35 protein-coding genes are annotated in these 24427 nt (G+C 64.4%); 19 read left to right on the top strand and 16 right to left on the bottom strand.

Going from position 1 to position 24427, the window contains the following annotated elements:
- Nucleotides 1-49 precede the first annotated feature (49 nt).
- From pnp to pspF, 14 genes are all read right to left on the bottom strand, one after another.
- Entirely contained in the window at nt 50-2341 is a 2292-nt protein-coding gene (gene pnp / locus K3172_RS05215; RefSeq protein ID WP_221587616.1) for a polyribonucleotide nucleotidyltransferase, read from the bottom strand.
- A 174-nt stretch (nt 2342-2515) separates the two neighbouring features.
- Nucleotides 2516-2785 carry a 30S ribosomal protein S15 gene (rpsO, locus tag K3172_RS05210; RefSeq protein ID WP_221587614.1) on the bottom strand — a complete coding sequence of 90 codons (270 nt, stop codon included), beginning with the start codon at nt 2783-2785 and terminating at the stop codon, nt 2516-2518.
- 4 nt (nt 2786-2789) lie between these two features.
- Nucleotides 2790-3788: a tRNA pseudouridine(55) synthase TruB gene (gene truB / locus K3172_RS05205; RefSeq protein WP_221587612.1), complete on the bottom strand. Its 999-nt coding sequence runs from the start codon at nt 3786-3788 to the stop codon at nt 2790-2792.
- Nucleotides 3785-4477 carry a site-2 protease family protein gene (locus K3172_RS05200; RefSeq protein ID WP_221587610.1) on the bottom strand — a complete coding sequence of 231 codons (693 nt, stop codon included), beginning with the start codon at nt 4475-4477 and terminating at the stop codon, nt 3785-3787. The genes truB and K3172_RS05200 overlap by 4 nt, the downstream gene beginning before the upstream one ends.
- 24 nt (nt 4478-4501) lie before the next feature.
- Nucleotides 4502-5080, bottom strand: coding sequence for a thymidine kinase (locus tag K3172_RS05195; protein ID WP_221587608.1), 579 nt, complete (start codon nt 5078-5080; stop codon nt 4502-4504).
- Nucleotides 5080-5481, bottom strand: coding sequence for a 30S ribosome-binding factor RbfA (gene rbfA / locus K3172_RS05190; RefSeq protein WP_221587606.1), 402 nt, complete (start codon nt 5479-5481; stop codon nt 5080-5082). Before rbfA ends, K3172_RS05195 begins: the two co-directional genes overlap by 1 nt.
- 3 nt (nt 5482-5484) lie before the next feature.
- Complete coding sequence (locus K3172_RS05185; protein ID WP_345725596.1) at nt 5485-5901, bottom strand: PaaI family thioesterase; 417 nt, start codon at nt 5899-5901, stop codon at nt 5485-5487.
- Nucleotides 5898-8402, bottom strand: a complete 2505-nt coding sequence (infB, locus tag K3172_RS05180; RefSeq protein WP_221587603.1) for a translation initiation factor IF-2 — start codon at nt 8400-8402, stop codon at nt 5898-5900. Before infB ends, K3172_RS05185 begins: the two co-directional genes overlap by 4 nt.
- 36 nt (nt 8403-8438) lie before the next feature.
- Nucleotides 8439-9152 carry a DUF448 domain-containing protein gene (locus K3172_RS05175; protein WP_221587600.1) on the bottom strand — a complete coding sequence of 238 codons (714 nt, stop codon included), beginning with the start codon at nt 9150-9152 and terminating at the stop codon, nt 8439-8441.
- Nucleotides 9133-10797 carry a transcription termination factor NusA gene (gene nusA, locus K3172_RS05170; RefSeq protein WP_221587598.1) on the bottom strand — a complete coding sequence of 555 codons (1665 nt, stop codon included), beginning with the start codon at nt 10795-10797 and terminating at the stop codon, nt 9133-9135. The genes K3172_RS05175 and nusA overlap by 20 nt, the downstream gene beginning before the upstream one ends.
- Nucleotides 10797-11360, bottom strand: a complete 564-nt coding sequence (gene rimP, locus K3172_RS05165) for a ribosome maturation protein RimP (protein WP_221587596.1) — start codon at nt 11358-11360, stop codon at nt 10797-10799. The genes nusA and rimP overlap by 1 nt, the downstream gene beginning before the upstream one ends.
- Nucleotides 11361-11569: 209 nt before the next feature.
- Nucleotides 11570-12382: a hypothetical protein gene (locus tag K3172_RS05160; RefSeq protein WP_221587594.1), complete on the bottom strand. Its 813-nt coding sequence runs from the start codon at nt 12380-12382 to the stop codon at nt 11570-11572.
- A 388-nt stretch (nt 12383-12770) separates the two neighbouring features.
- Complete coding sequence (locus K3172_RS05155; protein ID WP_221587592.1) at nt 12771-13106, bottom strand: hypothetical protein; 336 nt, start codon at nt 13104-13106, stop codon at nt 12771-12773.
- Nucleotides 13107-13188: 82 nt separating this feature from the next.
- Nucleotides 13189-14223 carry a phage shock protein operon transcriptional activator gene (gene pspF / locus K3172_RS05150; protein WP_221587590.1) on the bottom strand — a complete coding sequence of 345 codons (1035 nt, stop codon included), beginning with the start codon at nt 14221-14223 and terminating at the stop codon, nt 13189-13191.
- A 180-nt stretch (nt 14224-14403) separates the two neighbouring features.
- On the opposite strand from pspF, the gene K3172_RS05145 reads away from it, so the two are divergent.
- The 14 genes from K3172_RS05145 to K3172_RS05080 all read left to right on the top strand — a co-directional run bounded on the left by K3172_RS05145 (nt 14404) and on the right by K3172_RS05080 (nt 19200).
- Nucleotides 14404-14556, top strand: a complete 153-nt coding sequence (locus tag K3172_RS05145; RefSeq protein WP_221587588.1) for a hypothetical protein — start codon at nt 14404-14406, stop codon at nt 14554-14556.
- Between the two features lie 92 nt (nt 14557-14648).
- Nucleotides 14649-15476, top strand: a complete 828-nt coding sequence (pspA, locus tag K3172_RS05140; protein ID WP_221589028.1) for a phage shock protein PspA — start codon at nt 14649-14651, stop codon at nt 15474-15476.
- Nucleotides 15477-15479: 3 nt separating this feature from the next.
- The gene (pspB, locus tag K3172_RS05135; RefSeq protein WP_221587586.1) at nt 15480-15776 is read left to right on the top strand and encodes an envelope stress response membrane protein PspB; all 297 of its coding nucleotides are present in this window, start codon (nt 15480-15482) and stop codon (nt 15774-15776) included.
- A complete protein-coding gene (pspC, locus tag K3172_RS05130) occupies nt 15773-16147 on the top strand; it encodes an envelope stress response membrane protein PspC (protein ID WP_221587584.1) in 375 nt (124 codons plus the stop codon). Before pspB ends, pspC begins: the two co-directional genes overlap by 4 nt.
- A 22-nt stretch (nt 16148-16169) precedes the next feature.
- Nucleotides 16170-16475 carry a phage shock protein B gene (locus K3172_RS05125; RefSeq protein ID WP_221587583.1) on the top strand — a complete coding sequence of 102 codons (306 nt, stop codon included), beginning with the start codon at nt 16170-16172 and terminating at the stop codon, nt 16473-16475.
- A complete protein-coding gene (locus K3172_RS05120) occupies nt 16475-16813 on the top strand; it encodes a hypothetical protein (protein ID WP_221587581.1) in 339 nt (112 codons plus the stop codon). Before K3172_RS05125 ends, K3172_RS05120 begins: the two co-directional genes overlap by 1 nt.
- Nucleotides 16813-17127, top strand: coding sequence for a hypothetical protein (locus K3172_RS05115; RefSeq protein ID WP_221587579.1), 315 nt, complete (start codon nt 16813-16815; stop codon nt 17125-17127). The genes K3172_RS05120 and K3172_RS05115 overlap by 1 nt, the downstream gene beginning before the upstream one ends.
- Nucleotides 17127-17438, top strand: coding sequence for a hypothetical protein (locus K3172_RS05110; protein ID WP_221587577.1), 312 nt, complete (start codon nt 17127-17129; stop codon nt 17436-17438). Before K3172_RS05115 ends, K3172_RS05110 begins: the two co-directional genes overlap by 1 nt.
- On the top strand, nt 17435-17713 hold the full coding sequence (locus K3172_RS05105) for a hypothetical protein (protein WP_221587575.1): 279 nt from the start codon (nt 17435-17437) through the stop codon (nt 17711-17713). Before K3172_RS05110 ends, K3172_RS05105 begins: the two co-directional genes overlap by 4 nt.
- 40 nt (nt 17714-17753) lie before the next feature.
- Nucleotides 17754-17987: a hypothetical protein gene (locus K3172_RS05100; RefSeq protein ID WP_221587573.1), complete on the top strand. Its 234-nt coding sequence runs from the start codon at nt 17754-17756 to the stop codon at nt 17985-17987.
- Nucleotides 17984-18160, top strand: coding sequence for a hypothetical protein (locus K3172_RS05095; RefSeq protein ID WP_221587571.1), 177 nt, complete (start codon nt 17984-17986; stop codon nt 18158-18160). Before K3172_RS05100 ends, K3172_RS05095 begins: the two co-directional genes overlap by 4 nt.
- A 45-nt stretch (nt 18161-18205) precedes the next feature.
- Complete coding sequence (locus K3172_RS05090) at nt 18206-18613, top strand: SufE family protein (RefSeq protein ID WP_221587569.1); 408 nt, start codon at nt 18206-18208, stop codon at nt 18611-18613.
- Nucleotide 18614: 1 nt separating this feature from the next.
- Nucleotides 18615-18965, top strand: a complete 351-nt coding sequence (locus K3172_RS05085; protein WP_221587567.1) for a YbaN family protein — start codon at nt 18615-18617, stop codon at nt 18963-18965.
- Between the two features lie 76 nt (nt 18966-19041).
- Nucleotides 19042-19200 (top strand): YqaE/Pmp3 family membrane protein, encoded by a 159-nt coding sequence (locus K3172_RS05080; RefSeq protein WP_221587564.1) that lies wholly within the window; start codon nt 19042-19044, stop codon nt 19198-19200.
- A gap of 34 nt (nt 19201-19234) precedes the next feature.
- On the opposite strand, the gene K3172_RS05075 is transcribed toward K3172_RS05080, so the two are convergent.
- Together K3172_RS05075 and K3172_RS05070 are read right to left on the bottom strand one after the other, a co-directional pair.
- The gene (locus K3172_RS05075; protein WP_345725595.1) at nt 19235-19756 is read right to left on the bottom strand and encodes a sterol desaturase family protein; all 522 of its coding nucleotides are present in this window, start codon (nt 19754-19756) and stop codon (nt 19235-19237) included.
- A gap of 45 nt (nt 19757-19801) precedes the next feature.
- Nucleotides 19802-20206 (bottom strand): acyl-CoA thioesterase, encoded by a 405-nt coding sequence (locus K3172_RS05070; protein ID WP_221587562.1) that lies wholly within the window; start codon nt 20204-20206, stop codon nt 19802-19804.
- A gap of 89 nt (nt 20207-20295) precedes the next feature.
- On the opposite strand from K3172_RS05070, the gene leuC reads away from it, so the two are divergent.
- Genes leuC through K3172_RS05045 form a run of 5 tightly spaced genes read left to right on the top strand, consistent with a single transcriptional unit; the run spans nt 20296 to nt 24388 of the window.
- Nucleotides 20296-21747, top strand: coding sequence for a 3-isopropylmalate dehydratase large subunit (gene leuC / locus K3172_RS05065; RefSeq protein ID WP_221587560.1), 1452 nt, complete (start codon nt 20296-20298; stop codon nt 21745-21747).
- A gap of 14 nt (nt 21748-21761) precedes the next feature.
- Nucleotides 21762-21920 carry an isopropylmalate isomerase gene (locus K3172_RS05060; RefSeq protein ID WP_221587558.1) on the top strand — a complete coding sequence of 53 codons (159 nt, stop codon included), beginning with the start codon at nt 21762-21764 and terminating at the stop codon, nt 21918-21920.
- 31 nt (nt 21921-21951) lie between these two features.
- The gene (locus tag K3172_RS05055) at nt 21952-22788 is read left to right on the top strand and encodes an N-acyl homoserine lactonase family protein (RefSeq protein WP_221587556.1); all 837 of its coding nucleotides are present in this window, start codon (nt 21952-21954) and stop codon (nt 22786-22788) included.
- Nucleotides 22788-23393 (top strand): 3-isopropylmalate dehydratase small subunit, encoded by a 606-nt coding sequence (gene leuD / locus K3172_RS05050; protein ID WP_221587554.1) that lies wholly within the window; start codon nt 22788-22790, stop codon nt 23391-23393. The genes K3172_RS05055 and leuD overlap by 1 nt, the downstream gene beginning before the upstream one ends.
- Nucleotides 23390-24388: an NADPH:quinone oxidoreductase family protein gene (locus K3172_RS05045; protein ID WP_221587552.1), complete on the top strand. Its 999-nt coding sequence runs from the start codon at nt 23390-23392 to the stop codon at nt 24386-24388. The genes leuD and K3172_RS05045 overlap by 4 nt, the downstream gene beginning before the upstream one ends.
- Nucleotides 24389-24427 lie beyond the last annotated feature (39 nt).

Here is a 24427-nt window from a genome sequence, read left to right as displayed (position 1 = left end):
AAAGGGCCGCCCTGTCGAGCGGCCCTTCCCTGTTTCGATACCCGGAGGCTTAGTCCTTCAGGAAGTCCGGCACGTGGTTGTCGCCACCGCCGTTGCCGCCGTCGCGGTCGCTGCGGTCGCGACGCGGGCCGCGTCCACCACGATCACCGCCACGACCGCCGCGACGGTCACCGCCACGGTCGCTGCGCGGGCCACGGTCACCGCGCGGTTCGCGCGGCGGACGGGTGTCCTCCAGCTCTTCGCCGGTTTCCTGGTCGACGACGCGCATCGACAGGCGGACCTTCCCGCGCTGGTCGATCTCGAGGACCTTGACCTTCACTTCCTGGCCTTCCGACACGACGTCGGTCGGCTTTTCGACGCGCTCGTTCTTCATTTCGCTGACGTGGACGAGACCGTCCTTGCCGCCCATGAAGTTCACGAATGCACCGAAGTCGACGATGTTGACGACCTTGCCTTCGTAGATCTTGCCGACTTCCGGTTCCTCGACGATGCCGAGGATCCACTTCTTGGCGGCTTCGATCTGGTCGCTGTCAGACGAGGATATCTTGATCACGCCTTCGTCGTCGATGTCCACCTTGGCACCGGTTTCGGCGACGATCTCGCGGATCACCTTGCCGCCCGTACCGATGACGTCACGGATCTTCGACTTGTCGATCTGGATCGTCTCGATACGCGGAGCATGCTTGCTGACCTCGGTACGCGCGGTGCCGAGGGCCTTCTGCATTTCGCCCAAGATGTGCGTACGGCCGGCTTTCGCCTGCTCGAGTGCCTTGCCCATGATTTCCTGCGTGATGCCGGCGACCTTGATGTCCATCTGCATCGTGGTGATGCCGGCTTCGGTGCCCGCGACCTTGAAGTCCATGTCGCCGAGGTGATCTTCGTCACCCAGGATGTCCGACAGGACCGCGAAGTCGTCGCCTTCGAGGATCAGGCCCATCGCGATGCCCGAAACCGGGCGTTCGATCGGAACGCCGGCGTCCATCATCGACAGACAGCCGCCGCACACGGTCGCCATCGAGCTCGAGCCGTTGGACTCGGTGATGTCCGACAGGACGCGGATGGTGTAGGGGAAGTCGTCATGGCTCGGCAGCACGTTGTGCAGCGCGCGCCATGCCAGCTTGCCGTGGCCCGTGTCGCGACGCGACGGAGCGCCGAAGCGGCCCACTTCACCGACCGAGTAGGGCGGGAAGTTGTAGTGCAGCATGAAGCGTTCGTACGACAGGCCTTCGAGGCCGTCGATCATCTGCTCGCTGTCCTTGGTACCGAGCGTGGTCGAGCACAGCGCCTGCGTTTCACCGCGGGTGAAGAGCGAGGAACCGTGTGCGCGCGGCAGCACGCCGACGATCGCTTCGATCGGGCGGACCTGGTCGAGCTTGCGGCCGTCGATGCGGGTGCCGTCCTTGAGGATGGCGCCGCGCACGATGTCGGCTTCGATCTTCTTGGTCAGCTTGATCGCGGTCATGCGCTGCTGGCCGTCGAATTCCTCGCTGGCATAGTGCGCCTTGACCTTCTCGCGCGCTGCATTGAGCGCGTCCGAACGGGCCGACTTGTCGGTCAGCTTATAAGCAGCGGCGATATCGTCGCCGATCATCGCCTTGATGGCCGACTTCATGTCGTCATTGCCGTCCTGCGAGGCCACTTCCCAAGGTTCCTTGGCAGCCTGTTCGGCAAGATCGATGATTGCCTTGACGACCGGGCGGATGCTGTCGTGGGCGAAAGCCACCGCGCCGAGCATTTCGTCTTCGGTCAGTTCCTTGGCTTCCGATTCCACCATCATCACGGCGTCGTGCGTGGCGGCGACGACCAGGTCGAGGCGGCCGTCTTCGGCCAGCGCGGTGGTCTGCTTCGGGTTGAGGATGTATTCGCCATTGGCGAAGCCGACGCGGCAAGCGCCGATCGGGCCCATGAAGGGGACGCCCGAAATGGTCAGCGCAGCCGAGGCGGCGATCATCGCCAAAACGTCGGGCTCGCACTCGCCATCATAGCTGAAGACCTGCGCGATGACGTTGATTTCGTTGTAGAAACCTTCGGGGAACAGCGGGCGCACCGGACGGTCGATCAGGCGGCTGGTCAGCGTTTCCTTTTCGGTCGCGCCGCGTTCGCGCTTGAAGAAGCCACCCGGGATACGGCCGGCCGAAGAGAATTTTTCCTGGTAGTGGACGGTCAGCGGGAAGAAGTCCTGGCCTTCCTTGACGCTCTTGGCGGCAGTGACCGCGCAGAGAACGACGGTTTCGCCGTAAGTGGCGAGGACCGCGCCGTCAGCCTGACGGGCAATGCGGCCGGTTTCCAGAGTGAGGGTCTTTCCGCCCCACTCCAGCGATACGGTTTTCGTGTCGAACATGTATTTTCCTTATGACCCGCAGCGCCTGATTGCGGTGCGGGGCCTGCAGTGCCGGGTATGCCGTCCCGGTCCGGTGCGGGGCTGTCTTCGCCCCCATGACTGGCACCCACGCCGGATTGCGCAGGGGCCGGATAGACGAAGGGGCGGCCTTGCGAGCCGCCCCTTCGGAAACTCTTACTTGCGAAGACCCAGCTTCGCGATCAGCGCATTGTACCGCTCCACATCCTTCTTCTTGAGATAGGCGAGCAGGTTGCGGCGCTTGTTGACCATCATCAAAAGACCACGGCGCGAGTGGTTGTCCTTGTGGTTGTCCTTGAAGTGCTCCGTCAGGTTGCGGATGCGCTCGGTAAGGATGGCGACCTGGACTTCGGGCGAACCGGTGTCGCCCTTGGCCTGCGCATTGTCCTTGATGATTTCAGCTTTACGCTCGGTGGTAACCGACATTCATTTACTCCGCGACATCCGGTAGGTTGAAGCCCCTGACCACCATGGCCATGCCTCCGCTGAGTTCCATCAACGCCACCGGAGTTTTCTCCAGCTTCGCGAAATAGAGCCCGTCAGTGTGGGGCAGCCCCGACAATACCCGGCCCTGACGGACCGCCTGCGCGCTGTCGGGATCGAGTTGCAAGGCCGGGATGTCGTCCAGCCCCGCCTCGAGCGGCAGGAGGAGGTTTTCAATGGCCGCGCCCTTAGCGATTTCCTCCAGCTTGTCCAGCGAAATCGCCTGTTCCTCGCGGAAGGGCCCAGCCTTGATACGCCGCAGATAGGTGACGTGACCAAGGGTTCCAAGCGCCCGCGCGATGTCCCGTGCAAGCGAACGGATGTACGTCCCCTTGGACACGTGGGCCGTCAGCGTGATGCTCTCCGCCAGTTCTAGCGGTTCGTAGCCGATCTCCGGATCGGGCCGCGTCGCGGTCGTCGCAAAGGTCGAATAGAGCGGCTCGGTACGCGCACCAATCCCGGTTGTGAGCGAATGGATCGTCACCCGCCGCGTCTTCATCTCGACCTCCTCGCCCGCACGGGCGCGGTCGTAGGCGCGCTTGCCGTCGATCCTGACCGCGGAATAGGCGGGCGGGACCTGGTCGATCTCGCCGGTGAAATGCTCGAGGACGGCGGCAATGGCGGCCATGGGCGGCCGCCGGTCGCTGCGCTCGGTCACTTGGCCTTCAGTGTCGAGCGTATCAGTCTCCGCCCCGAATTGGACCGTGAATTCGTAAATCTTGTCGCTATCGAGCATGCGCCCGGCAAGCTTGGTCGCTTCGCCCAGCGCGATGGGGAGGACTCCTTCAGCGAGCGGGTCCAGCGTGCCGCCATGGCCGACCTTCGTCTTCGCATAGCCGCCCTGCCGCAGCACGCGCTTGACTGCGGAAACCGCCTGCGTCGAGCCGAGCCCGCGCGGCTTGTCGAGGATCAGCCAGCCGTGGGGGGCGGGTTTGCGGTCGCTCATCCGGCGACGAACTGGGCGATGCCGTTCGCGACCGAGAAGAACAGGCCACTGATCCACTCGACCGGCGGAAGCACGGTGTTCTCGATCCAGCGCGCATTGGGGAAGGCCCAGGTCGCCGCGATCAGGACGATGAACAGCAGCATGCCCATCGCCTGCAGCTTCTGCCATTGCGATGCCCAGCGCCGCGGCAACAGGCCGCCGAGGATGTGCGAGCCGTCGAACGGCGGAATCGGCAACAGGTTGAAGAAGGCGAGGAAGGCGTTGATCGTGATAAACGCCCCGAACATGGTGATGAGCCACTCGGGGAGCGAAGTGCCCCAGGTGACGGCCAAACCTGCAAGGATTCCGACCAGAACCGCACCCACCAGGGCCAGCAGGATGTTCGTCCCCGGCCCGGCGGCCGCGACTGCCATCATGCCGTAGCGCGGGTTGTTGAGCCGCGCGGCATTGACCGGGACAGGCTTAGCCCAGCCGAAGATCGGCCCGCCGAACAGCGCCAGCGCGCCCGGCACAAGCAATGTGCCGACCGGATCGACATGCCGCAGCGGGTTGAGCGACAGCCGCCGCTGCTCCTTAGCAGTGGGATCGCCCAGAAGCATCGCGACATAGCCGTGCGCCACCTCGTGGAACACGATCGCCACGATCAGGCAGGGTACGAGGACCGCCGCATAGATGAGAGTTTCCGTCATGCCCGCTAGATAGGGTCGCGCGCGCTAACCCGCCAGCGCTTCGCAGAAATGCTTGCGGCACATGGCGACATAGCGGTCGTTGCCGCCGATTTCGGTCTGCGCGCCTTCGCTCACGGCCTTGCCCTGCCCATCGACGCGCAGGTTCATCGTCGCCTTGCGCCCGCAATCGCACACCGCCTTCATCTCGACCAGCGCATCCGCAATGCCGAGCAAGGCGGCCGAACCGGGAAACAGCTCGCCTTGGAAATCGGTGCGCAGCCCGTAGCAAAGCACCGGTATCCCGCCCTCATCCGCCAGCCGGGCGAGTTGCCACACCTGGTCGCGAGTCAGGAACTGCGCCTCGTCCACCAGCACGCAGGCGAGCGGGCTTTCGGCGTGATCGCTCAGGACCCGCGCCTCGATATCGGTTTCCGGCTCGTAGCGATGGGCATCGCTGGCGAGACCGATCCGGCTCGAGATCGCGCCGAAGCCGGGCCGGTCGTCCAGCGCCGCGGTCCATAGCGACACCCGCATGCCGCGCTCGCCGTAATTGAACGCGGTCTGGAGGAGCGTCGAACTCTTCCCCGCATTCATGCTCGCATAGTAGAAATAGAGCTTGGCCATCAGGCCTCGTCGTCGAGATCGCGCGCGACCTTGGGATCGTTCAGCAGCCGCTCGATCCGGTCGGCCTCGTCGAAGCTTTCGTCGGGCTGGAAAGACAGCTTGGGCGCGAACTTCAGCCCCAGCCGCTTGGCGACTTCCTTCTGGAAGAAGGCTGTATTCGTCCGCAGCGCCTTGATGACCGCCGCCTCATCCTGCCCGAGCAGCGGCTTCACATAGGCTTTGGCGTTGCGCAGGTCGGGCGTCATGCGCACTTCGGTGACCGAGATATGCGACGCGCGCAGCACGTCGTCATGCGCCTCGCCGCGCGCGAGCAGTTCGGACAGGATGTGCCGCACCCGCTCGCCCACCTTGAGGACGCGGACCGACTGCTGTTCGGGGGTGGATTGCTGGTGCTTCGCCACGGCTTACTCCTTCACCGGCCTCGGGGTCGGGATGGCGGTGCTGGTCGAACGGGCGAGCAAATTGCCAGCCTCGTCGAACAGCTGTCCCTCCAGGAAGATGACCTTGCGGCCACGCCGCACCACCCGGCCCTTGCCGATCAGTGGTCCGGCAAGCACCGGCTTCAGCAGGCTCATCGAAATCTCGAGGTTGAGCGGCGCCTCGCGCTGCTCGGTCGCCCAGACATGCGCCCAGCCCATCACCTCGTCGAGGAAGCCCGCGACGAGGCCGCCCTGCACGCTGCCGCGCGGGGTGATGAAGCTGTCGGGAGCGTGGAAGCGGAGCGTGATTTCCTCACGCTCCGCATCGAAGCTGTCGAATTGCACGCCCATCAGTTCGGCATGGGCATGGCCCAGGGCGTGTTCGGTCGGATCCCCGCTCACAGCGTGCGTTCACGCTCCTCGACCTCGAAGACTTCCAGCTGGTCGCCCGGCTTGATGTCGTTCGTGTCGGCGAGGACCACACCGCATTCGAGGCCGGCGCGCACTTCGTCCACATCGTCCTTGAAGCGCCGCAGCGAGGCGATGGTGGTCGCCGAAACGATGACGTCGTCGCGCGTGAGGCGGGCGTGGAGGCCCTTGCGGATGACGCCTTCCTCGACCAGCAGGCCGGCGGCCTTGTCCTTCTTGCCCGAGCGGAACACTTCCTTGACCGCGGCACGACCGACGACGTTCTCGATCCGCTCCGGACCAAGCTCGCCCGCCATCTCCTTCGCGATTTCCTCGGTCAGGTGATAGATGACGTCGTAATACTTCATCTCGACGCCATCGCGCTTGACGAGTTCACGCGCCTTCGCGTTCGGCCGGACGTTGAAGCCGATGATCGGCGCGTTCGAGGCCGAGGCCAGCGTCACGTCGCTTTCGGTGATCGCACCCACGCCTGCGTGCAGCACGCGGACCTTGATCTCGTCGTTCGAGAGGTTGTGCAAGGCGGTTACAATTGCTTCAACCGACCCCTGTACGTCGGCCTTCACCACCACCGGGAATTCGATGACGTTCGACGCGAGGTTGTTGAACATCGTGTCGAAGCTGGTGGGGGCGAGTGCAGTGCGCTTCTCGGTCGCCTTTTCCTGGCGATAGGCCGCGACTTCGCGGGCGCGCTGCTCGTTTTCGACCACGGTCAGCAGGTCGCCGGCGCGCGGCACGCCGCCGAGGCCGAGCACTTCGACCGGCATCGAGGGGCCGGCTTCCTTGATCTGCTTGCCCTGGTCGTTGACGATGGCGCGGACGCGGCCGCTTTCGGTGCCGACGACGAAGGTGTCGCCACGCTTGAGCGTGCCGCGGTTGACCAGCACGGTCGCGACCGGGCCGCGGCCCTTGTCGAGCTGCGCTTCGATCACGGTCGCTTCGGCCATGCGGTCCGGGCGAGCCTTCAGTTCGAGCAGTTCGGCCTGGAGCGCGATCTTTTCGAGCAGGTCGTCGAGACCGGTCTTCGCCTTGGCGGAGATCTCCACGTCCTGCACGTCACCCGACATCGCTTCCACTATAACTTCGTGTTCGAGCAGGCGGCTGCGGATGTTGTTCGGATCGGCTTCCGGCTTGTCCATCTTGTTGATGGCGACGATCATCGGGACGCCCGCGGCCTTGGTATGATTGATGGCCTCGATCGTCTGCGGCATGATCCCGTCATCCGCCGCCACCACGAGCACCACGATATCCGTCACGTTGGCGCCGCGCTGGCGCATTTCGGTGAAGGCGGCGTGGCCCGGCGTGTCGAGGAACGTGATCGTATCGCCGCCCTTGGTCTTCACCTGGTAGCTGCCGATGTGCTGCGTGATGCCGCCGGCTTCGCCCTTCACCACATTGGCGCCGCGCAGCGCGTCGAGCAGCGAAGTCTTGCCGTGATCGACATGACCCATGATCGTGACGACCGGCGGACGCGGCTTGAGCGTCTCTTCCGGATCGACATCCTCTTCATTCTGAATGTCGACATCGGCCTCGGACACCTTCTGGATATTGTGGCCGAACTGTTCGACCAGCAGCTCCGCCGTATCCTGGTCGATCGTCTGGTTGACGGTGACCATCATGTCGAGGTTGAAGAGTTCCTTCACGAGGTCGGCGCCCTTCTCGCCCATGCGCTTGGCGAGTTCGCCCACGGTGATCGCTTCGGGCACGACCACGTCGCGGACCTGCTTCTCGCGGGCCTTCTGCGGTCCACCCTGCAACCGGCGCTCCTTCTCGCGCGCACGCTTCAGCGCCGCCAGCGAGCGGGCACGGCGACCTTCGTCGTCGTTGAGTGCACGGTTGACGGTGAGCTTGCCCGAACGGCGCTTGTCGGGGGTTTCTGCCCCGCGCGCAGGCTTTTCTTCCTTTTTCTTGCGCTCGGGCTTCTTGGGCTCGGGGCGCGCGACCGGCGTGAACTTGCGCGGCGCGGGCACAGCGGCACCGGTGTCGCCCTCGGCAGCCTCTTCCGCCTCATCCTGCGCAGGCTCTTCCTGGGGCTTGCTCGCCTCTTCGGCGGCCTGCTTGGCGGCTTCTTCTTCCGCCTTGCGATTATCCTCGGCGCGCTTCTTTTCCTCCGCAGCCGCGTCGCGAGCTTCCTGTTCCTCGCGCTTGCGGGCTTCCTCGGCGACGCGCAGCCGATCTTCCTCGGCCTCACGCTGGAGCCGGGCGACGCGTTCCTGCGGGGTCTCGCCCGATGGGACAGCTTTCTTCGGGGCCGGCTTTTCGGCGACCGGAGCAGGGGCCGGAGCGGGCGCGGGTTCGGGCGCGGGCGGCGGCGGCGGAGGCGCAGCCTCGCCCGGCTTCACGAGCTTGCGGCGGCGCTTCACCTCGACCGCCACCTTGTTGGTGCGGCCGTGGCTGAAGGTCTGCTTGACCTCGCCCGGCTGCGCGCCCTTCAGGGTCAGCGGTTTACGGGCCGGTTTCTTGTCGTCGTCGCTCATTCTTGCTCGTTTCTCTTCTTCGTATCGTTCAAATCGTCATTCGGCGCGCGCGATTGCGCGCCCATCTGCGTCAGGCATATCGTGCCCCATGTAGAGCATGAGGCGTACAAGGGGCTTGAGCACCCGCGCGGCCGCAGCATCGTGCGCCAGCGCCAGATGGACGACATTGTCGCGGCCCAATGCCACAGACAGTGCGTCGCGGTCCAGAGGCAGTGTGATCCCCCGCTCTCCCGAGCCTTCCGTCTCGCGCCCCACGCGCCAGGCCTGATCGAGCTTCTTGCGCCCGTCCTCGCTCGCATCGCTGGCGTGACCGAGCAGCGCTACAGCCCCGCCGCGCGCCGTTTCGGCAATGCGCTGCGTGCCCAAGATAAGGTGCCCGACGCGCATTTCGAGCCCCAGCCGATCGAGCAGCACGCGCTTGAGCGCATCTTCCACCATCTGCGGCAGCTCGGCCGGTATTTCGAGATCGCCCGTCTTGAAGGCGCGCGAAAGCCCGGCCTTCAGCTTGCCCGATGCGATGGCGGCTTCCAACCCCGCCCGGTCGACTCCGATCCACGCCCCGCGGCCCGGCGCCTTTTCCTGCGCGTCGGGCAGCACCAGGCCGGACGGCGAAACCGCCAGCCGCACGAGTGTCTCGCGCGGGGCGGTCTCCCCGGAAATCACACAGCGCCGCTCGGGCTCGGAAGCTTTCCGTGCCTTGGGCGTGTCAGCGATGTCGGACGTCAGGCGCTCATTGGGTGGAGTCCGCATCGGCGGCCTCCTGGGTTGCGGCGTCTTCGGCGGGAGCAGCCGGAGCTGCTTCCTCGTCCTCGAACCAGTGCGCGCGGGCGGCCATGATGATCTCGTTGCCCTGCTCTTCGGTCAGGCCGTACTCGCCCAGCACACCGCCCTTGTCCTGCTCGCGCACCGAGGGGCGCCGCATCGGCGGACCGTCGGCGTTGTTGCGGCGACGCGGGGCTTCGCGCTTCTTGGCGATGAGTTCGTCGGTGGCGAGGTCGGCCAGATCGTCGAGCGTCTTGATGCCCGCCTTGCCCAGCGTGACCAGCATGGCTTCGGTCATGTGCGGCAGTTCGGCGAGGTCGTCCTCGACGCCCAGTTCGCGGCGTGCCTCGCGGTGCGCAGCTTCCTGGCGTTCGATCGCTTCCAGCGCGCGATTCTGCAGTTCCTCGGCGAGGTCCTCGTCGAAGCCTTCGATCGAAGCGAGTTCCTCGAGCTCGACGTAGGCGACTTCCTCGAGCTCGACGAAGCCTTCGGCGACGAGCAGCTGCGAGAGCGTTTCGTCGACGTCGAGTTCCTCTTCGAACATCTTGGAGCGTTCGGCGAATTCCTTGCTGCGCTTTTCCGAGGCTTCTTCCTCGGTCATGATGTCGATCTGGTTGCCGGTCAGCTGGCTGGCGAGACGCACGTTCTGGCCGCGGCGACCGATGGCGAGCGACAGCTGGTCATCGGGCACGACCACTTCGATGCGGCCCTCTTCCTCGTCGAGTACGACGCGGCTGACGGTGGCCGGCTGAAGCGCGTTCACGATGAAGGTCGCGCCATCTTCCGACCAGGGGATGATGTCGATCTTCTCGCCCTGCAGCTCCTGCACGACGGCCTGCACGCGGCTGCCCTTCATGCCGACGCAGGCGCCGACCGGGTCGATGCTGCTGTCGTGGCTGATCACGCCGATCTTGGCGCGGCTGCCCGGGTCGCGGGCGGCAGCCTTGATCTCGATGATGCCGTCGTAGATTTCGGGCACTTCCTGCGCGAACAGCTTCTTCATGAAGTCGGGGTGCGCGCGGCTGAGGAAAATCTGCGGGCCGCGGTTGTTGCGTTCGACCTTGGTGATCAGCGCGCGGACGCGTTCGCCGACACGGGCGGCTTCGCGCGGGATCTGCTGGTCGCGGCGGATAACGCCCTCGGCGCGGCCGAGGTTGACGATCACGTGGCCAAATTCGACCGACTTGATCACTCCGGTGATGACTTCCCCGGCGCGGTCCTTGAATTCCTCGAACTGGCGCTCGCGCTCGGCGTCGCGGACCTTCTGGAAGATCACCTGCTTTGCGCTCTGGGCGTCGATACGGCCGAGATCGACCGGCGGCAGCGGATCGACGATGAAGTCACCCACCTTGGCATCGGCCTGCAGCTTCTGCGCCTGCTTGAGGTCGACCTGCTTGAAGTAGTCCTCGACTTCCTCGACGACCTCGACGACGCGCCACAGGCGCAGGTCGCCGGTCTGCGGGTCGAGCTTGGCGCGAATGTCGTTCTCCGCACCGTAGCGGTTGCGGGCCGACTTCTGGATCGCCTCTTCCATCGCTTCTATCACGATGGCCTTGTCGATCATCTTTTCCGATGCGACCGCATTGGCGATTGCAAGGAGTTCGGCCTTGTTTGCGGAAATGGCGCTGGCCATCAGTCGTCTGCCTCTTCTTCAGTTTCGACGAGTTCGTCGGCACCACTCGTATCGAGCGGCTGGGTGGCGGCAATGAGCGCGTCGGTCAAGACGAGCTTTGCCGAATGGATCTGGTTACGGTCGAGCTTCACCTCGCCCGCTTTGGCATCCTCGATAACGACCTCGTCGCCCTCGATGCCCTTGAGTTCACCCTTGTAGTTGCGCTGGCCGTCATAGCCCTTGACCATGCTGATCTTGGCTTCATGGCCGGCCCAGTTGGCGAAGTCCTTCTCTCGAGTGAGCGGGCGGTCGATGCCGGGCGAACTGACCTCGAGATGGTAGGCCCCTTCGATCAGCACTTCGCCCTGCTCCTCCAGCGCGTCGATCCGGTCGGACACGCGGCGCGAGAGCGCGGCGCACTGGTCGATGATGAGCTGGCCGGTCGCCGGGTCTTCGGCCATGATCTGCAGGGCCTCGCCCCCGTCACCGGCTTCGGACGGCATCATCTTCACGCGTACGAGGTCGAAACCCAGCGCTGCCGCTTCGGGTTCGATCACTTCGATCAGGCGTGCGATGTCTGCCATTCGGTCTCCGGTTTGCATGACCTTGTGCTGCACAGCGGTTTGGTGCCGGCCCCTTGCGGCGCCAGCCCTTCAGTGTCGCGACAATGTCGGGATGGGGGGCAGATAGGAGGAGTCGCCACAGAAAGCAATACGCAAGCGGTAGCGCCCCAAAAGAAAGGGCCCGGCCGCGGCCGAGCCCTCTCGTAATACCGTCCAGAAGGACCGATCGATCAGTGGCGGACTTCAGGCACCTTCACGTGCGGCGCCCAGGTGACGTGCGTGATGATCGTGTAGCCGTTGAAGTTGCGGACATACTCGTTGGGACGGCCGGCCTTGTCGTGGCCAATCGCCTTGCCCCACTCTGCCGGACCGTTGCCGGGCTCGATGCCGAGCGGCTTGCCCTTGCCGGGGCCGCCGCTGCTGCCACCGCTAGTGCTGCTGCCACCTTCGCCGTGGTTGTAGATCGCGGCGAGCTGCTGGTAGTCGTGGGAGTCAGGATGCTCGTTACCGCTCGGCTGGCTGGTGTATTCCATGCACGAGGTGGTGAGATCGGTCGAGAAGTCCTCGTTCTGGTGGCCGAGACCATAGTCGTGGCCGATTTCCTGGCAGGTGACGAGCTGCTTCCAGGTTTCGGTATTGTACTGCTGGAGCGCGAAATAGGTGTCGTTCAGCTTGGTCGAACCGGCGACGATGTGGCCGCCAGACAGGCTGATCGAAGCGATGCCGAGCCAGCCGGTCTGGCCATAGGAGGCATTGCAGACCTGGATCGTGCCCTGCGTCATCGCGCAACGCTTCTGGTTGGTGGTGCCGGTGGTCAGCTGGCTGTCGATATGCTGCGACTGGTTCCAGTCCTGCATCGCCAGCGCAACGCGAGGCTTCCACGCGCCGACCGTGTTGTCCACCACAAGCGGCGTGGCCGTGCCGGAGACGGTCTGCCAGTGATAGCCGTTCCACGAATGGTTCGCGAGGCCCGGGCCCGAGGCGACCATTGCGATGGCGGCCACTGCGGCAGCGCCGGCTGCGACGATATTCCTTTTTGTCATGTTCAGTCCCCTAACTTTAACTCAATTCTAGCGAGAAAAAGAAATTGGCTATACTGCAAAGGATGCAGGCGCGTCCTCTTGTCTGAACAAAAACGAGGCCGTTTTATTGACGCCAGAACTTCGGCCAACCCTCCGAGGAAAGATGTGTCAGGCTTCAGCCCCCTTTGCAAGAGTGGTAACCACACCGTTACTGCGGCGCTTGTTAGGGAGGCCAAGAAATGGCGCAAATCCATCGCTGTGACGTTCGGGCCGCCAGACGAGTCGAGATGCCGTTTAGGATAGTTCTGCACCGTATGCAGCCAAAGGAGGCTCGCACACGGGCCCGACTCGGCCATCCTCGAGCCGCGCCCCGGCTGCAGCAGATGGGCGCGGCGTGCGGCGCGTTGCCTTATTCGCTGCCCCAGCCGCCGACGACATCGCCACTGGCATCGCGCTCGGCACCTTCGCGGGGCGATCCGCTGCCGTAGGAATCGGTGCTCGATTCCGAATAGCCCCAGCCATCCCGTGCCAGCTCGCGCGCCCGGCGTTCCTCCACTGCAGCCTTGATGGCCTTCTCCCCGACACGCTCGGCGCGTTCGGCCATCTTGTCGGCAACCACTGGCGCAGCGGAGCTGAAGCCGAAGATGGTGATCGCCCAGATGACCGCCCCGAATACCAGCATCAGGATGATCAGTTTCTGGATGCTGCCGACGATACCGCCAACCAGATCGACAAGTGCCTGCATTCTTCGTCCCCCGGGTTCGAGTGCACCCAACGACTATAAAAGCATGTCGAACAATTCGTTAAACGGGGAGCGATTCCGGCGCCTATTCTTCCTGCATCAGCCCGTGCTTCTTGATGCAGTGGCGCAGCTGGTCGTAGCTGAGGCCCAGCGCCCTGGCGGTCTGGCGCTGGTTCCAGCGGTGCTTGCCAAGCGCATGTTCGACGATCGCCTTCTCGTGCTCGTCCACGGCGGCCCTGAGGTCGTCGATATGCTCGAGATCGGCCACCGGTTGGAACGGCACCCCTGCCCCACCGGCAGCGGCGGGCGATGGTTGCGGCGCGCGCTTGACGGAATCGACCGGCTTCCACGGGCTGTCGAACGGATCGAACACGACGTGCCCGATCGGCTCGTGCCAATCGTCCCAGCGATAGATCGCGCGTTCGACGACGTTGCGCAGTTCGCGCACGTTGCCGGGCCAGTCGTGCCTCACCATCTGCTCGGTTACGTGGCCGGCGAAACCCGGCCAGCCTTCCCAGCCGAGCTCTGCCGCCATGCGGCGCCCGAAATAGTCCGCCAGCACTTCGATATCGCCCTCGCGCACGCGCAGGGGCGGCAGGGTGATGACTTCGAAACTCAGCCGGTCGAGCAAGTCGGCCCGGAATTCGCCGCGCTCGGCCTTGGCTGGCAGGTCCTCGTTGGTGGCGGCGACGATGCGCACATCGACCCGCACCGGGCGACTCGAACCGATCCGCGTCACCTCGCCATATTCGACCGCCCTCAACAGGCGTTCCTGCGCGCCCATCGACAAAGTGCCCAGTTCGTCGAGAAAAAGTGTCCCCTTGTCGGCTTCCTCGAACCGACCGATCCTTTGTCTGGTAGCACCCGTGAATGCGCCGGCCTCGTGGCCGAACAGCTCGGCTTCGATCAGCGTTTCAGGCAGGGCGGCGCAGTTCATGGTGACGAGCGGTTCGTCCCAGCGGGTGGACAGGCGATGCAGACGTTCGGCGATCAATTCCTTGCCGGTGCCCCGTTCGCCGATGACGAGTACTGGGCGGCGCATCGGCGCGGCGCGGCTGGCGCGCTCCACCGCATCCAGGAAGGCCCCGGACTGCCCGATGAACTGATTGTCCCGCTCCATAGCCAAGTTATAGGAAATATCACCAAGGGTTGGCAATCACCCCCAACGTGTCGTTCGTCGAAAACCCATGCGAGCGCCATTTTCTCCCGTTTTGCGCGTTTGGCACACCCTTTGCTGAACATGGGACAACAGCACATCGGCCCAACGGTTCATCGGACGGCCACACGGGAGGACCCCACCATGTACGATCGCAGCTTTTTCCGTTCGCAACTCGGTCAGGCCGCACTCGCCAGCATCGTCGCCATGTCGGCCTTCGTCATGCTGAGCTCGCAGATCGCCGTCACCGCGCCGACGCCAGCGCTGGCGACCGTCGAACAGGTCGAGATCGCATGATCATGACGATCGAGCACGACCCCCTTGGCCCGGAGCGCACCTCCCCCGACAGTCCCCAGGACGCTCCGGGCCGCCCCAGGAACGGGCCACGCTTGTCGCGGATCGAGGAAGAGGTAGAACGGCTCCGTCGTTCCCCCACCCCGACGCAGCGGCAGGACCGGGCGAGCGACTGGGTCGATGCCGACAAGGTCAATGCGAAGATCAATGAATTCTTTTCCAGTGGAGCGCCTTTGATGGGTATTTTCAGCCGTACGCGCGATATCATCGCCGCCAACTTCAACGATATGCTGGACAAGGCAGACGACCCGCAGAAGATGATCCGCATGATCATCCTCGAGATGGAGGAAACTCTGGTCGAAGTCCGCGCCAGCGCCGCGCGCACCATCGCCGACCAGAAGGAAATGCACCGCCACACGGTCAAGCTCGACAAACTGCAGGCCGACTGGGGCGAGAAGGCCCAGCTCGCGCTGTCGAAGGACCGCGAGGACCTGGCCCGCGCCGCCCTGGTCGAGAAGAAGAAGGCCGCCGACATGAGCGAGCAGCTCAAGACGGAAATCGCGGTGCTCGACGATGCATTGCGCGCCTACGAACAGGACATCCAGAAGCTGCAGAACCGCCTGCGCGAAGCGCGCAGCCGCCAGACCGCTATCGCCGCCCGGCTCGAGAGCGCGGAAAACCGCGTCAAGCTGCGCAGCCTGATGACCAACGAACGCGTGGACGATGCGCTCAGCCGCTTCGACCAGCTGGAACGCCGCGTCGACTACGCCGAGGGGCGCGCTGACGCCCTGCAGATCGCCGATGGCAGCGGCACACCGAACCTCGCGGACGAAATCGCCGCGCTGGAGGGCCAGGATGCCATCGACGACGAGCTTGAACAGATGAAAAAAGCGCTCGGCAAGAGCGCACCCAAGGAGGACTGATCAATGGACGAAGTTTTTGCAATCGTGGCGATCTTTATCGCCCTGCCATGGCTGGTCCTCCATTACGTCACCAAGTGGAAGACCTCTGCGACGATCACCACGGATGACGAAGTGCTGCTCGAGGAACTTTACAACCTCGCCAAGCGCCTGGACGACCGCATGGACACTGTCGAACGCCTGGTCGCCAGCGACAACCCCGATTTCCGCCCCGCCCGCCTCGTCCATGACAGCGAGCAGGACAACCAGCAGCTGCGCGAACTCGAACAGCTGATCGCCGAGAAGAAAGGAGCCATGAAGTGAACAGCCCCCGCACCACGCTTTACCGCGACAAGCAGAATGCGAAGTTCATGGGCGTTCTCTCGGGCATCGCCGATTACACCGGCGTCAACGCCCTCTGGGTCCGCATCGGCTTCCTGATCCTCGCGCTCTCGATGGGCTGGCCGATCCTCGCCTATTTCGTGGCCGGCCTGCTGCTGAACAAGAAACCGTCGCATCTCTATGTCGACCAGGACGAAACCAAGTACTGGCAGCGCGTCCGGCAGAACCCCAAGCGCACGGCGCGCGAAATCCGCAGCCGGATGAAGGACATCGATCGCCGCCTCGCCGACGTCGAGACCTTCTACGTCAGCAGCAATCCGCGCCTCACGGCCGAAATCGAACGCCTGCGCTGAGCCACGAGGGAGGGGAAGGACCATGGATCTCGCAATACTCATACCGCTCGCACCGTTCATCATGGTGCTCGGCATCATCTGGCTGGTGAACAACCGGAAGCTGGAAGAAAAGCGGATCGCGGCGACGGCTGAAGCCAGCTCGGAAAAGGCTGCGCAATACGCCAGCCGGGTCCAGCAGCTCGAAGACCGCGTTCAGGTGCTCGAGCGCATCGTGACCGACGGCGGCTACAACGTCGCCACCCAGATCGAAGCGTTGCGCGACCAGCGCCGCGTCGACGACCACGGTGCCGGCGTCCCGCTGGATGTCGGATCGAAGGAGAAAGCGTGATGGATTGGGGTGGACCGGGCTTCGTCGTCGCGCTGGTAGCGATCAGCACGATCGGCTGGCTGATGAACAACTGGATCCGCGCCAGGCATGGCTACTCGCTCGAAGACGAGTGGGGCGGGAAGACCGAGCGCAAGGTTAGCGAAGATGCCACGCAACTGCGTTCCGAAAACCAAGAGCTGCGCGCCCTGCTCGGCAAAGTCGACAAGCGCATGCAGGTGCTGGAGCGGATCGTGACCGACAAGGGGTACTCCGTGGCCGCAGAAATCGAAGCCCTGCGGGACGAGCGGAATGAAGATGCGGGCGTACCGCTGGATATCGGAAAGAAGGAGAAGGTGTGATGGACTTCGCAATTCTCACCCCGGCCGTCATCGGCGTCGGCGTGGTCAGCATGTCGCTCGCCTGGGTGGTCAACACCTGGATCCGCGTGAAGAACGGCTACCCGCTCGAAAACAGCTGGGGCAAGGCGATCTACCCCAAGAGCACCGTGGCCGAGGAGCGTGTATCGCTGCTCACCCAGGAGAACGCCCAGCTGCGTGCCGAAGTCGGCTCGCTCAAGGACCGGCTCGCCAATGTCGAGCGCATCGTCACCGACAGCGGGTACCATCTGACCCATGAAATCGACCGGCTGCGCGAGCCCGGGGAGATCAACTGATGGATCCGGACCTGATCCTGATCTTCAGCTTCGTGCTGGTTATCGTCCTGGTCGTACTGACCTTCGGATCGATAGCCGGGAAGCGGGACCGGATGCACAAATTGCAGAGGCTCGAGCTGGAAGCGCGCATTGCCGAAGCGAAAGCGGGCACGGCCGCAAAGGAAGCTGGCGATTACCGCAAGCTGGAGGAACGTGTCCGCGTGCTCGAGAGGATCGCCACCGACGGCGACCACGCGCTCGCCGCGCAGATCGAAGAGCTTCGCGCTCTGGATGCGACCGAGAATGTCCGCACGCCGGAGGCCGCGAGATGAGCTTCTGGACCGCAATCGTCCTGATTGTCGCGATCAGCACCATCTCCGGCGTGTTCATCGAACGCTACAAGGCGATGGGCCGGATCGGACAGCAAAGTCGCACACCCCGGCAGGAGCATGATCTGTCTGCTGCCGAGCGGCATGAAATAAATGACCTGCGCGAACGCATCAAGGTGCTCGAGCGGATCGCCACCGACGGCAACTCGCTCGACGCCCAGGAAACGAAAAGAATAGCCGCTGAGATCGACGCCCTGCGCGACAAGCAGGCCGACTGAGGCAACAAGGGAAACCTGGTTCAAGGAGGACATGAGGGAAATGTTCGAACCGACAATCGTGATCGCCGGAGCATCGCTGATCGGTCTGGTCATCGTGGCTGCCGCACTGCTTCAGGGCTGGCGTGGCTGGCTCGACCTGCGCAGCCGCGAGCTGGAGCATGGCACTCCGCAGCGCCAGGAAGGCTCCCCCATGGGCGCCGCCCGCATCGAGATCGCCGACCTCAGGGAGCGTATCCGCAAGCTCGAGGCCATCGCCAGCGGGGTCGATCTGTGACCGCCGCCCGCACCGATGCCGCGCGCGCGGGGATCGGCCTCGGCAGCGCCATCGCGGTGGCGATCAGCTGGAGCCTGCATTCCTCGATCGTGTGGGCCATCATCCACGGCTTTTTCGGGTGGTTCTACGTGATCTACTTCGCCTTCACCCGGCCCGGCGGCCTGGCCGGCTGACCGTCCCGATTTACCTGCGCGTGCCGCCCCGCTAAGGCCCCCGCCATGCGCACCCTTCCCGACATTTCCGACGAATACGCGTTCCTCGAAGGCGACGAACGCTATCGCCTGCTGATCGAGCTCGGGCGCGATCTCGAACCCATGCCCGATGCGCTCAAGACCGACGCGACGTTGGTGCGCGGCTGTTCGGCCGCGGTGTGGGTCTATCCGACTGGCGATGCGGACCGCCTGCACTTTCTCGCCGACAGCAATGCCGCGATCACCAAGGGCATCGTATCGCTGGTCATCGCCGCGGTGCAGGACCGCCCGGCGCGCGAGGTCTCCGCGATGGACATCACCGCCGCGCTGGAGCCTTTCGACCTCAGGAACCAGCTGTCGAGCAATCGCACGCAAGGTGTCCCCAACATGATCGCGCTCGTGAAAGAGCACGCCGCTCGCATCGCCGCCGGGTGACATGAAGCGACCGATCTACTCGGCGCTGGGCCTGCTGAGCGTCGGCCTCGGCGCGGTCGGCGCGTTCCTGCCGATCATGCCGACGGTGCCGTTCCTGCTGCTCGCGGTCTATTTCTTCGCGCGCAGCAATCCCGAATGGGAACGGAAGATTCTCGACCATCCGCACTGGGGACCGCAGGTGCTCGACTGGCGCGAACGGCGCGCGATCAGTCGCCGGTCCAAGACGATGGCGATCGGCGCGATGGCGACCGGGGCGGTCTTCACCTGGTACACGCTGGGAGCACCCTGGTACTGGATTTCGCTCGCGATCCTGGTCATCTGCGGAGGCTGGATCGCGACGCGCAACGAATAATCGGCGGGGGAACCTGCCACCTGCCACATCGTTGGCTTTGCATACGACGGGAGGGTGAACGAAAGGACACTCTCACATGGCAATTCTCATCCTGATCGCGACGATCCTGCTCCCCCCGCTCGGCGTTGCCGCCAAGCACGGTCTGGGCAAGACGACCCTGATCAACCTCGTGCTGACGCTGCTGGGCTTCATCCCCGGCCTCGTCCACGGACTGTATGTGAACTACGCCAGGTAAGCGCTCGCGCTGACCGGACCGAAGCGCCGGGGCCTCAGGCTCCGGCGCTTTCGCGTACCACCGCTTCGCCCGCTTCGCGCTGGCGCTTGAGTTCCGCTTTGAGCTTCGCCGGATCGCGCGCGAGGACGAAGCCGAAGCTGACCCCGCCTTCCTTGCCGATCGTCGCATGGTGCAGCTTGTGCGCCTGCACCAGCCGCTTGGCGTAGCCGCGCTTGGGTACGAAACGGAAATAGCGTTGGTGGACGAGGCCGTCGTGCACCAGCGTGTAGACTATCCCGTAGAGCAGGATGCCGACGCCGATCCACGTCGCAGGCCACCAGGCATAGGCGCCAGCGACGACGTCGCTGCCCAGCATGAACATCGAAATGCTCATTGCGGCGCCCACCACCGCGTAGAGATCGTTCTTCTCGAGCGCCTTGTCATGCGGTTCGTGATGGTCGCGGTGCCAACCCCAGCCGAAGCCATGCATGATGTACTTGTGACTCGCCCAGGCGACCCACTCCATCGCGAGGAAGGTGGCGAGGACGATGGCTGTTATGATCAGGATCGTGTTCACCGGACCGTTATAGTCGCTGGTCGCGCTCCCGGCAAAGGGCGCGCGTTACTTGCGCGGTAGGCCGAAGAACTTTTCTGCGACATCCCGGCTGATGCGCGCGGGGCGCAGGCTCTCGGCGTCGATGCAGCACCACATGCTCTGCACTTCGGCCAGCACCTCTTCGCCGCGGCGGATGACGGTGTTGTAGAAGGAGCGCGCGCCGGCGATCTTTTCGAGCACGGTTTCCGCGATCACGTCGTCGTCGAGGAAAGCGGGCTTGCGGTAGGTGATCTCGTGCTTGAGCGCGACCCACGCCTTGCTCGCCACCTCTTCCGCCGGGGCCAGTTTCTGCCAATGCGCGAGCACCGTGTCCTGCACCCAATTCAGGTAGCGCGCATTGTTTACGTGCCCCATGAAATCGATGTCCGAGGGAATCACTTTGATCGGAAAGGAGAACGGCTTTGCTGACATGAGTGTCAATAGAGCAGAGAAAGGTTAAGTTTGGAAGACTCTGGATTTGCCTTTTTGCGCTGGTGACATTCCTGCCGCACCTTGACCCCATGGCCAGCAAACCGCGCACGCTTTACGAGAAAATCTGGGACGCCCACGTCGTCGAACGCCGCGATGACGGGACCTGCATCCTCTATATCGACCGCCACCTCGTCCACGAGGTGACCAGCCCACAGGCTTTCGAGTCGTTGCGCCTGGCCGGGCGCAAGGTTCGCCGCCCAGACCTGACGCTGGCCGTACCCGACCACAACTTGCCGACCACGCCGCGGCTCGATGCGAGCGGCAACAAGCTGCCGATCGCCGACCCGCAGAGCGCCGCCCAGCTCGCCGCGCTCGAGGCCAATGCCCCGGCCTTCGGCATCGACTATATCGACAGCGCCGCGCCCGAGCAGGGGATCGTCCACGTCGTCGGCCCGGAGCAGGGTTTCTCGCTCCCGGGCGCGACGATCGTGTGCGGCGACAGCCACACCGCCTCGCATGGCGGGATCGGCGCGCTCGCCTTCGGGATCGGCACGAGCGAGGTCGAACATGTGCTCGCGACGCAGACGCTGCAGCTGCGCCAGTCCAGATCGATGGAAGTCCGTGTCGAGGGGGAACTCGGCCCCGGCGTGACGCCGAAGGACCTGATCCTCCATATCATCGGCAAGATCGGCACGGCCGGCGGGACCGGCCATGTCATCGAATATCGCGGGCCGGTGTTCGAACGGATGAGCGTCGAGGGGCGCCTGACCGTGTGTAACATGAGCATCGAGGCGGGTGCCCGCGCCGGGCTAATCGCGCCCGACGAGACTGTCTTTGCGTATCTCGAGGGCCGGCCCTATGCGCCGCAAGGCGAGGAATGGGACCGTGCGCTGGCGTGGTGGAAAACCCTCCACACCGACCAAGGTGCCGCCTTCGATACCAGCGTCGTGATCGATGCTGCGGCGGTCGAGCCGACCGTCAGCTGGGGCACCAGCCCGGAAGACGTGGTAGCGGTGGGCGATGTCGTGCCCGCCCCCGAAAGCTTCAGCGACCCATCCAAGCAGTCCGCCGCGCGCAAGAGCCTCGACTACATGGGCCTCGAACCCGGCCAGCGGATCGAGGATATCGCTATCGAGAACATCTTCATCGGCAGCTGCACCAACAGCCGGATCGAGGACCTGCGCGCCGCCGCGGAGGTGCTCAAGGGCCGCACCAAGGCGCCGGGCGTGCGCTGGGCGATCGCCGTTCCCGGCTCGGGCCTCGTCAAGCGGCAGGCCGAAGAAGAAGGGCTCGACCGGATCTTCACCGCCGCCGGCTTCGAATGGCGCGAGCCGGGCTGTTCGGCGTGCCTCGCGATGAACCCCGACAAGGTGCCTCCCGGCGAACGCTGCGCGTCGACCAGCAACCGCAATTTCGTCGGCCGGCAAGGCCCGGGCGCGCGTACCCATCTCGTCAGCCCGGCCATGGCCGCTGCCGCCGCCGTCACCGGGCATCTTACCGATGTGCGCAAGCTCGCCTCTTGCCAAGCGGTCGATGCCTGACCATTGAGACGGGCATGACCAAGCTCCCCAAAGGCAAGGCCGCCATCGCCGGTGCGATCGGGTCTGCCGCCATCGCCGCCGCGCTGCTCTACGTGAACAAGCGCAAGGACAAGACCAACGAGCCCAAGCAGCCCGGGCCGATTCCCTCGGGCGAAAAACCAGAAACCGATTGAGCCGAGACGGCCGGAGAGAGGCGGAAAGATCATGGTGAGACTTGCTGGATTGATTGCAGCCGCCGCGCTGCTCGCTCCCATGCCTGCCTTTGCCAAGGATACGCCTGAAATCGAAATGTGGCGGCTGGACTGCGGCACGCTCGAACTCAGCGACAGCGAATCATTCTCTGACGCACACCTCTACGATGGCGTCCCTCGCACACTGACGGACAGTTGCTATCTCATCCGACACGGCGACCGGCACATGCTGTGGGACGCCGGATTGAGCGCGGAGTATGCCGCGAAGCCATTCATCTGGTCGGTCTATACCTTGTCGGTGAACCGTACTCTGGCCGATCAACTTGCCGAACTCGGGCTTGCTCCCGCCGACATCGACCTGATCGGGGTCAGCCACATGCATTTCGATCACGTTGGCCAAGCCAAATACTTCCCGACGGCCGAACTCATTATCGGTGAAGCAGACGCAGACGCCATCGCAGCGGGGGCAGACAAGGACGTGCTCGCCGATCTTGCCGCATGGTTTGGCGCAGAGCCGACAGCCAAGCTCACCCGAGTTGCCAAGGACAAGGACATCTTCGGTGACGGATCGGTCGTGATGATCGCCACTCCCGGTCATACCGGCGGCCACAGTTCGTTGCTCGTCCGGCTTCCCGAGACAGGACCCGTGATGCTGACCGGCGATCTCTACCATTTTGCCGAGCAGGTCGAAAACCGCGGTGTGCCCCAGTTCAACACCGACCGGGCCGACACGCTGGCGTCGATGGACCGGTTCGACCGAATGGCTCGCGCTCTCGACGCAACCGTCGTGATCCAGCACGATCCCCGACATCTCGACAGATTGCCGACTTTCCCGGAGGCTGCACGATAATGAAAGCTGTCCGCTCCATCGAAGGCCGCGCGATCCCCTTGGGCCTCAAGAATGTCGATACCGACGTCATCATCCCTGCCCACTGGCTGAAGACGGTCAGCCGCGAAGGCCTCGGCAAGGGCGCGTTCGAGAGCATCCGCGAAGCGCCCGGCAACCCATTCGACGTGGAGGATTTCGCCGGCGCGCCGATCCTGATCGCGGGCGACAATTTCGGCTGCGGCTCGAGCCGCGAACATGCTGCCTGGGCCTTGCTCGACCTCGGCATCAATGCGGTGATCGCGCCAAGTTTCTCGGACATCTTTTCCGGCAATGCCTTCAAGAACGGGATCCTGACTGTGGTCCTGCCGCAGGAGCAGGTCGACCGCCTGCTCGAAGTCGCGGCAGACCATCCGATCACGATCGATCTCGAATCCCAGACCGTCACCACCCCCTTCCAGGATCGCTTCGCCTTCGAAGTCGATCCATTCCGCAAGCACTGCCTGCTGGAAGGCCTCGATGAAATCGGCCTCACGCTCGAAAGCGGTGCGGCCATCGAAACCCATGAGAAACAGCGCGCGCAGGCCCTTCCCTGGCTTGACGCGCCGCGAAGGAGAGACGCAGCATGAAAGCAGTCCTGTCGAAGGAAACCGGCGGCCCCGAAACCCTCGTCGTCGAAGACATTGCCGAGCCGACGCCCGGCAAGGGTGAAGTGCTGATCAAGGTCGCAGCCTGCGCGATCAACTTTCCCGACACGCTGATCATCCGCGACATGTACCAGTTCAAGCCGCCCCGCCCCTTCGCCCCCGGCGGCGAAATCTCCGGTACGATCGAGGCATTGGGCGAAGGCGTCGAAGGCTTCGCGGTCGGCGACAAGGTGATCTGCGGCGTCGGCAATGGCGGCTTGCAGGAAAAGGTCGCGGTGGCCGCAGCGCGCCTGTTCAAGGTGCCCGAAGGCATCGACCTCGTCCAGGCCAGCGCGCTGCTCATGACCTATGGCACCACGATCCACGGGCTCAAGGATCGCGGCGACATCAAGGAGGGCGAAACCGTCCTCGTGCTCGGCGCGGCGGGCGGTGTCGGCCTGTCCGCGGTCGAACTGGCCAAGGCCTATGGTTGCCGCGTGGTCGCTGCAGTCTCCACTGAGGAGAAGGGCGAAGTCGCAAAGCAGGCAGGCGCAGACGAGGTCGTCATCTATCCGCGCGCGCCCTTCGACAAGGACACTTCGAAGGACCTTGCCAATGCCTTCAAGGCGGCTGTCGGACCCAACGGCGCGGACATCGTCTACGACATCGTAGGCGGCGATTATTCGGAGCCCGCGCTGCGCTCGATCGCGTGGGAAGGCCGCTTCCTCGTGATCGGTTTCCCGGCGGGCATCGCCAAGATGCCGCTCAACCTGACGCTGCTCAAGAGCTGCGACATTCGCGGCGTCTTCTGGGGCGCGTTCACCGCCCGCGAGCCGGAGCGCAACAACGCCAATATCGCCGAGCTGTTCGACCTGTGGAAGGCGGGCAAGATCAACCCGCTCGTGTCGGAGACCTATCCGATCGAGCGCGCGCATGAAGCGATCGCCAAGCTGGAAAACCGTGGCGCGATCGGCAAGCTCGTCGTGACGATGGGTTAAGCAGCCTTGCGGGGCGGATAGGCCGCGCCTATTCACCTG

It is taken from the genome of Qipengyuania proteolytica, from assembly GCF_019711565.1.
Classification (GTDB): Bacteria; Pseudomonadota; Alphaproteobacteria; order Sphingomonadales; family Sphingomonadaceae; genus Qipengyuania; species Qipengyuania proteolytica.
This window is presented reverse-complemented; position numbering and strand designations above follow the sequence as displayed.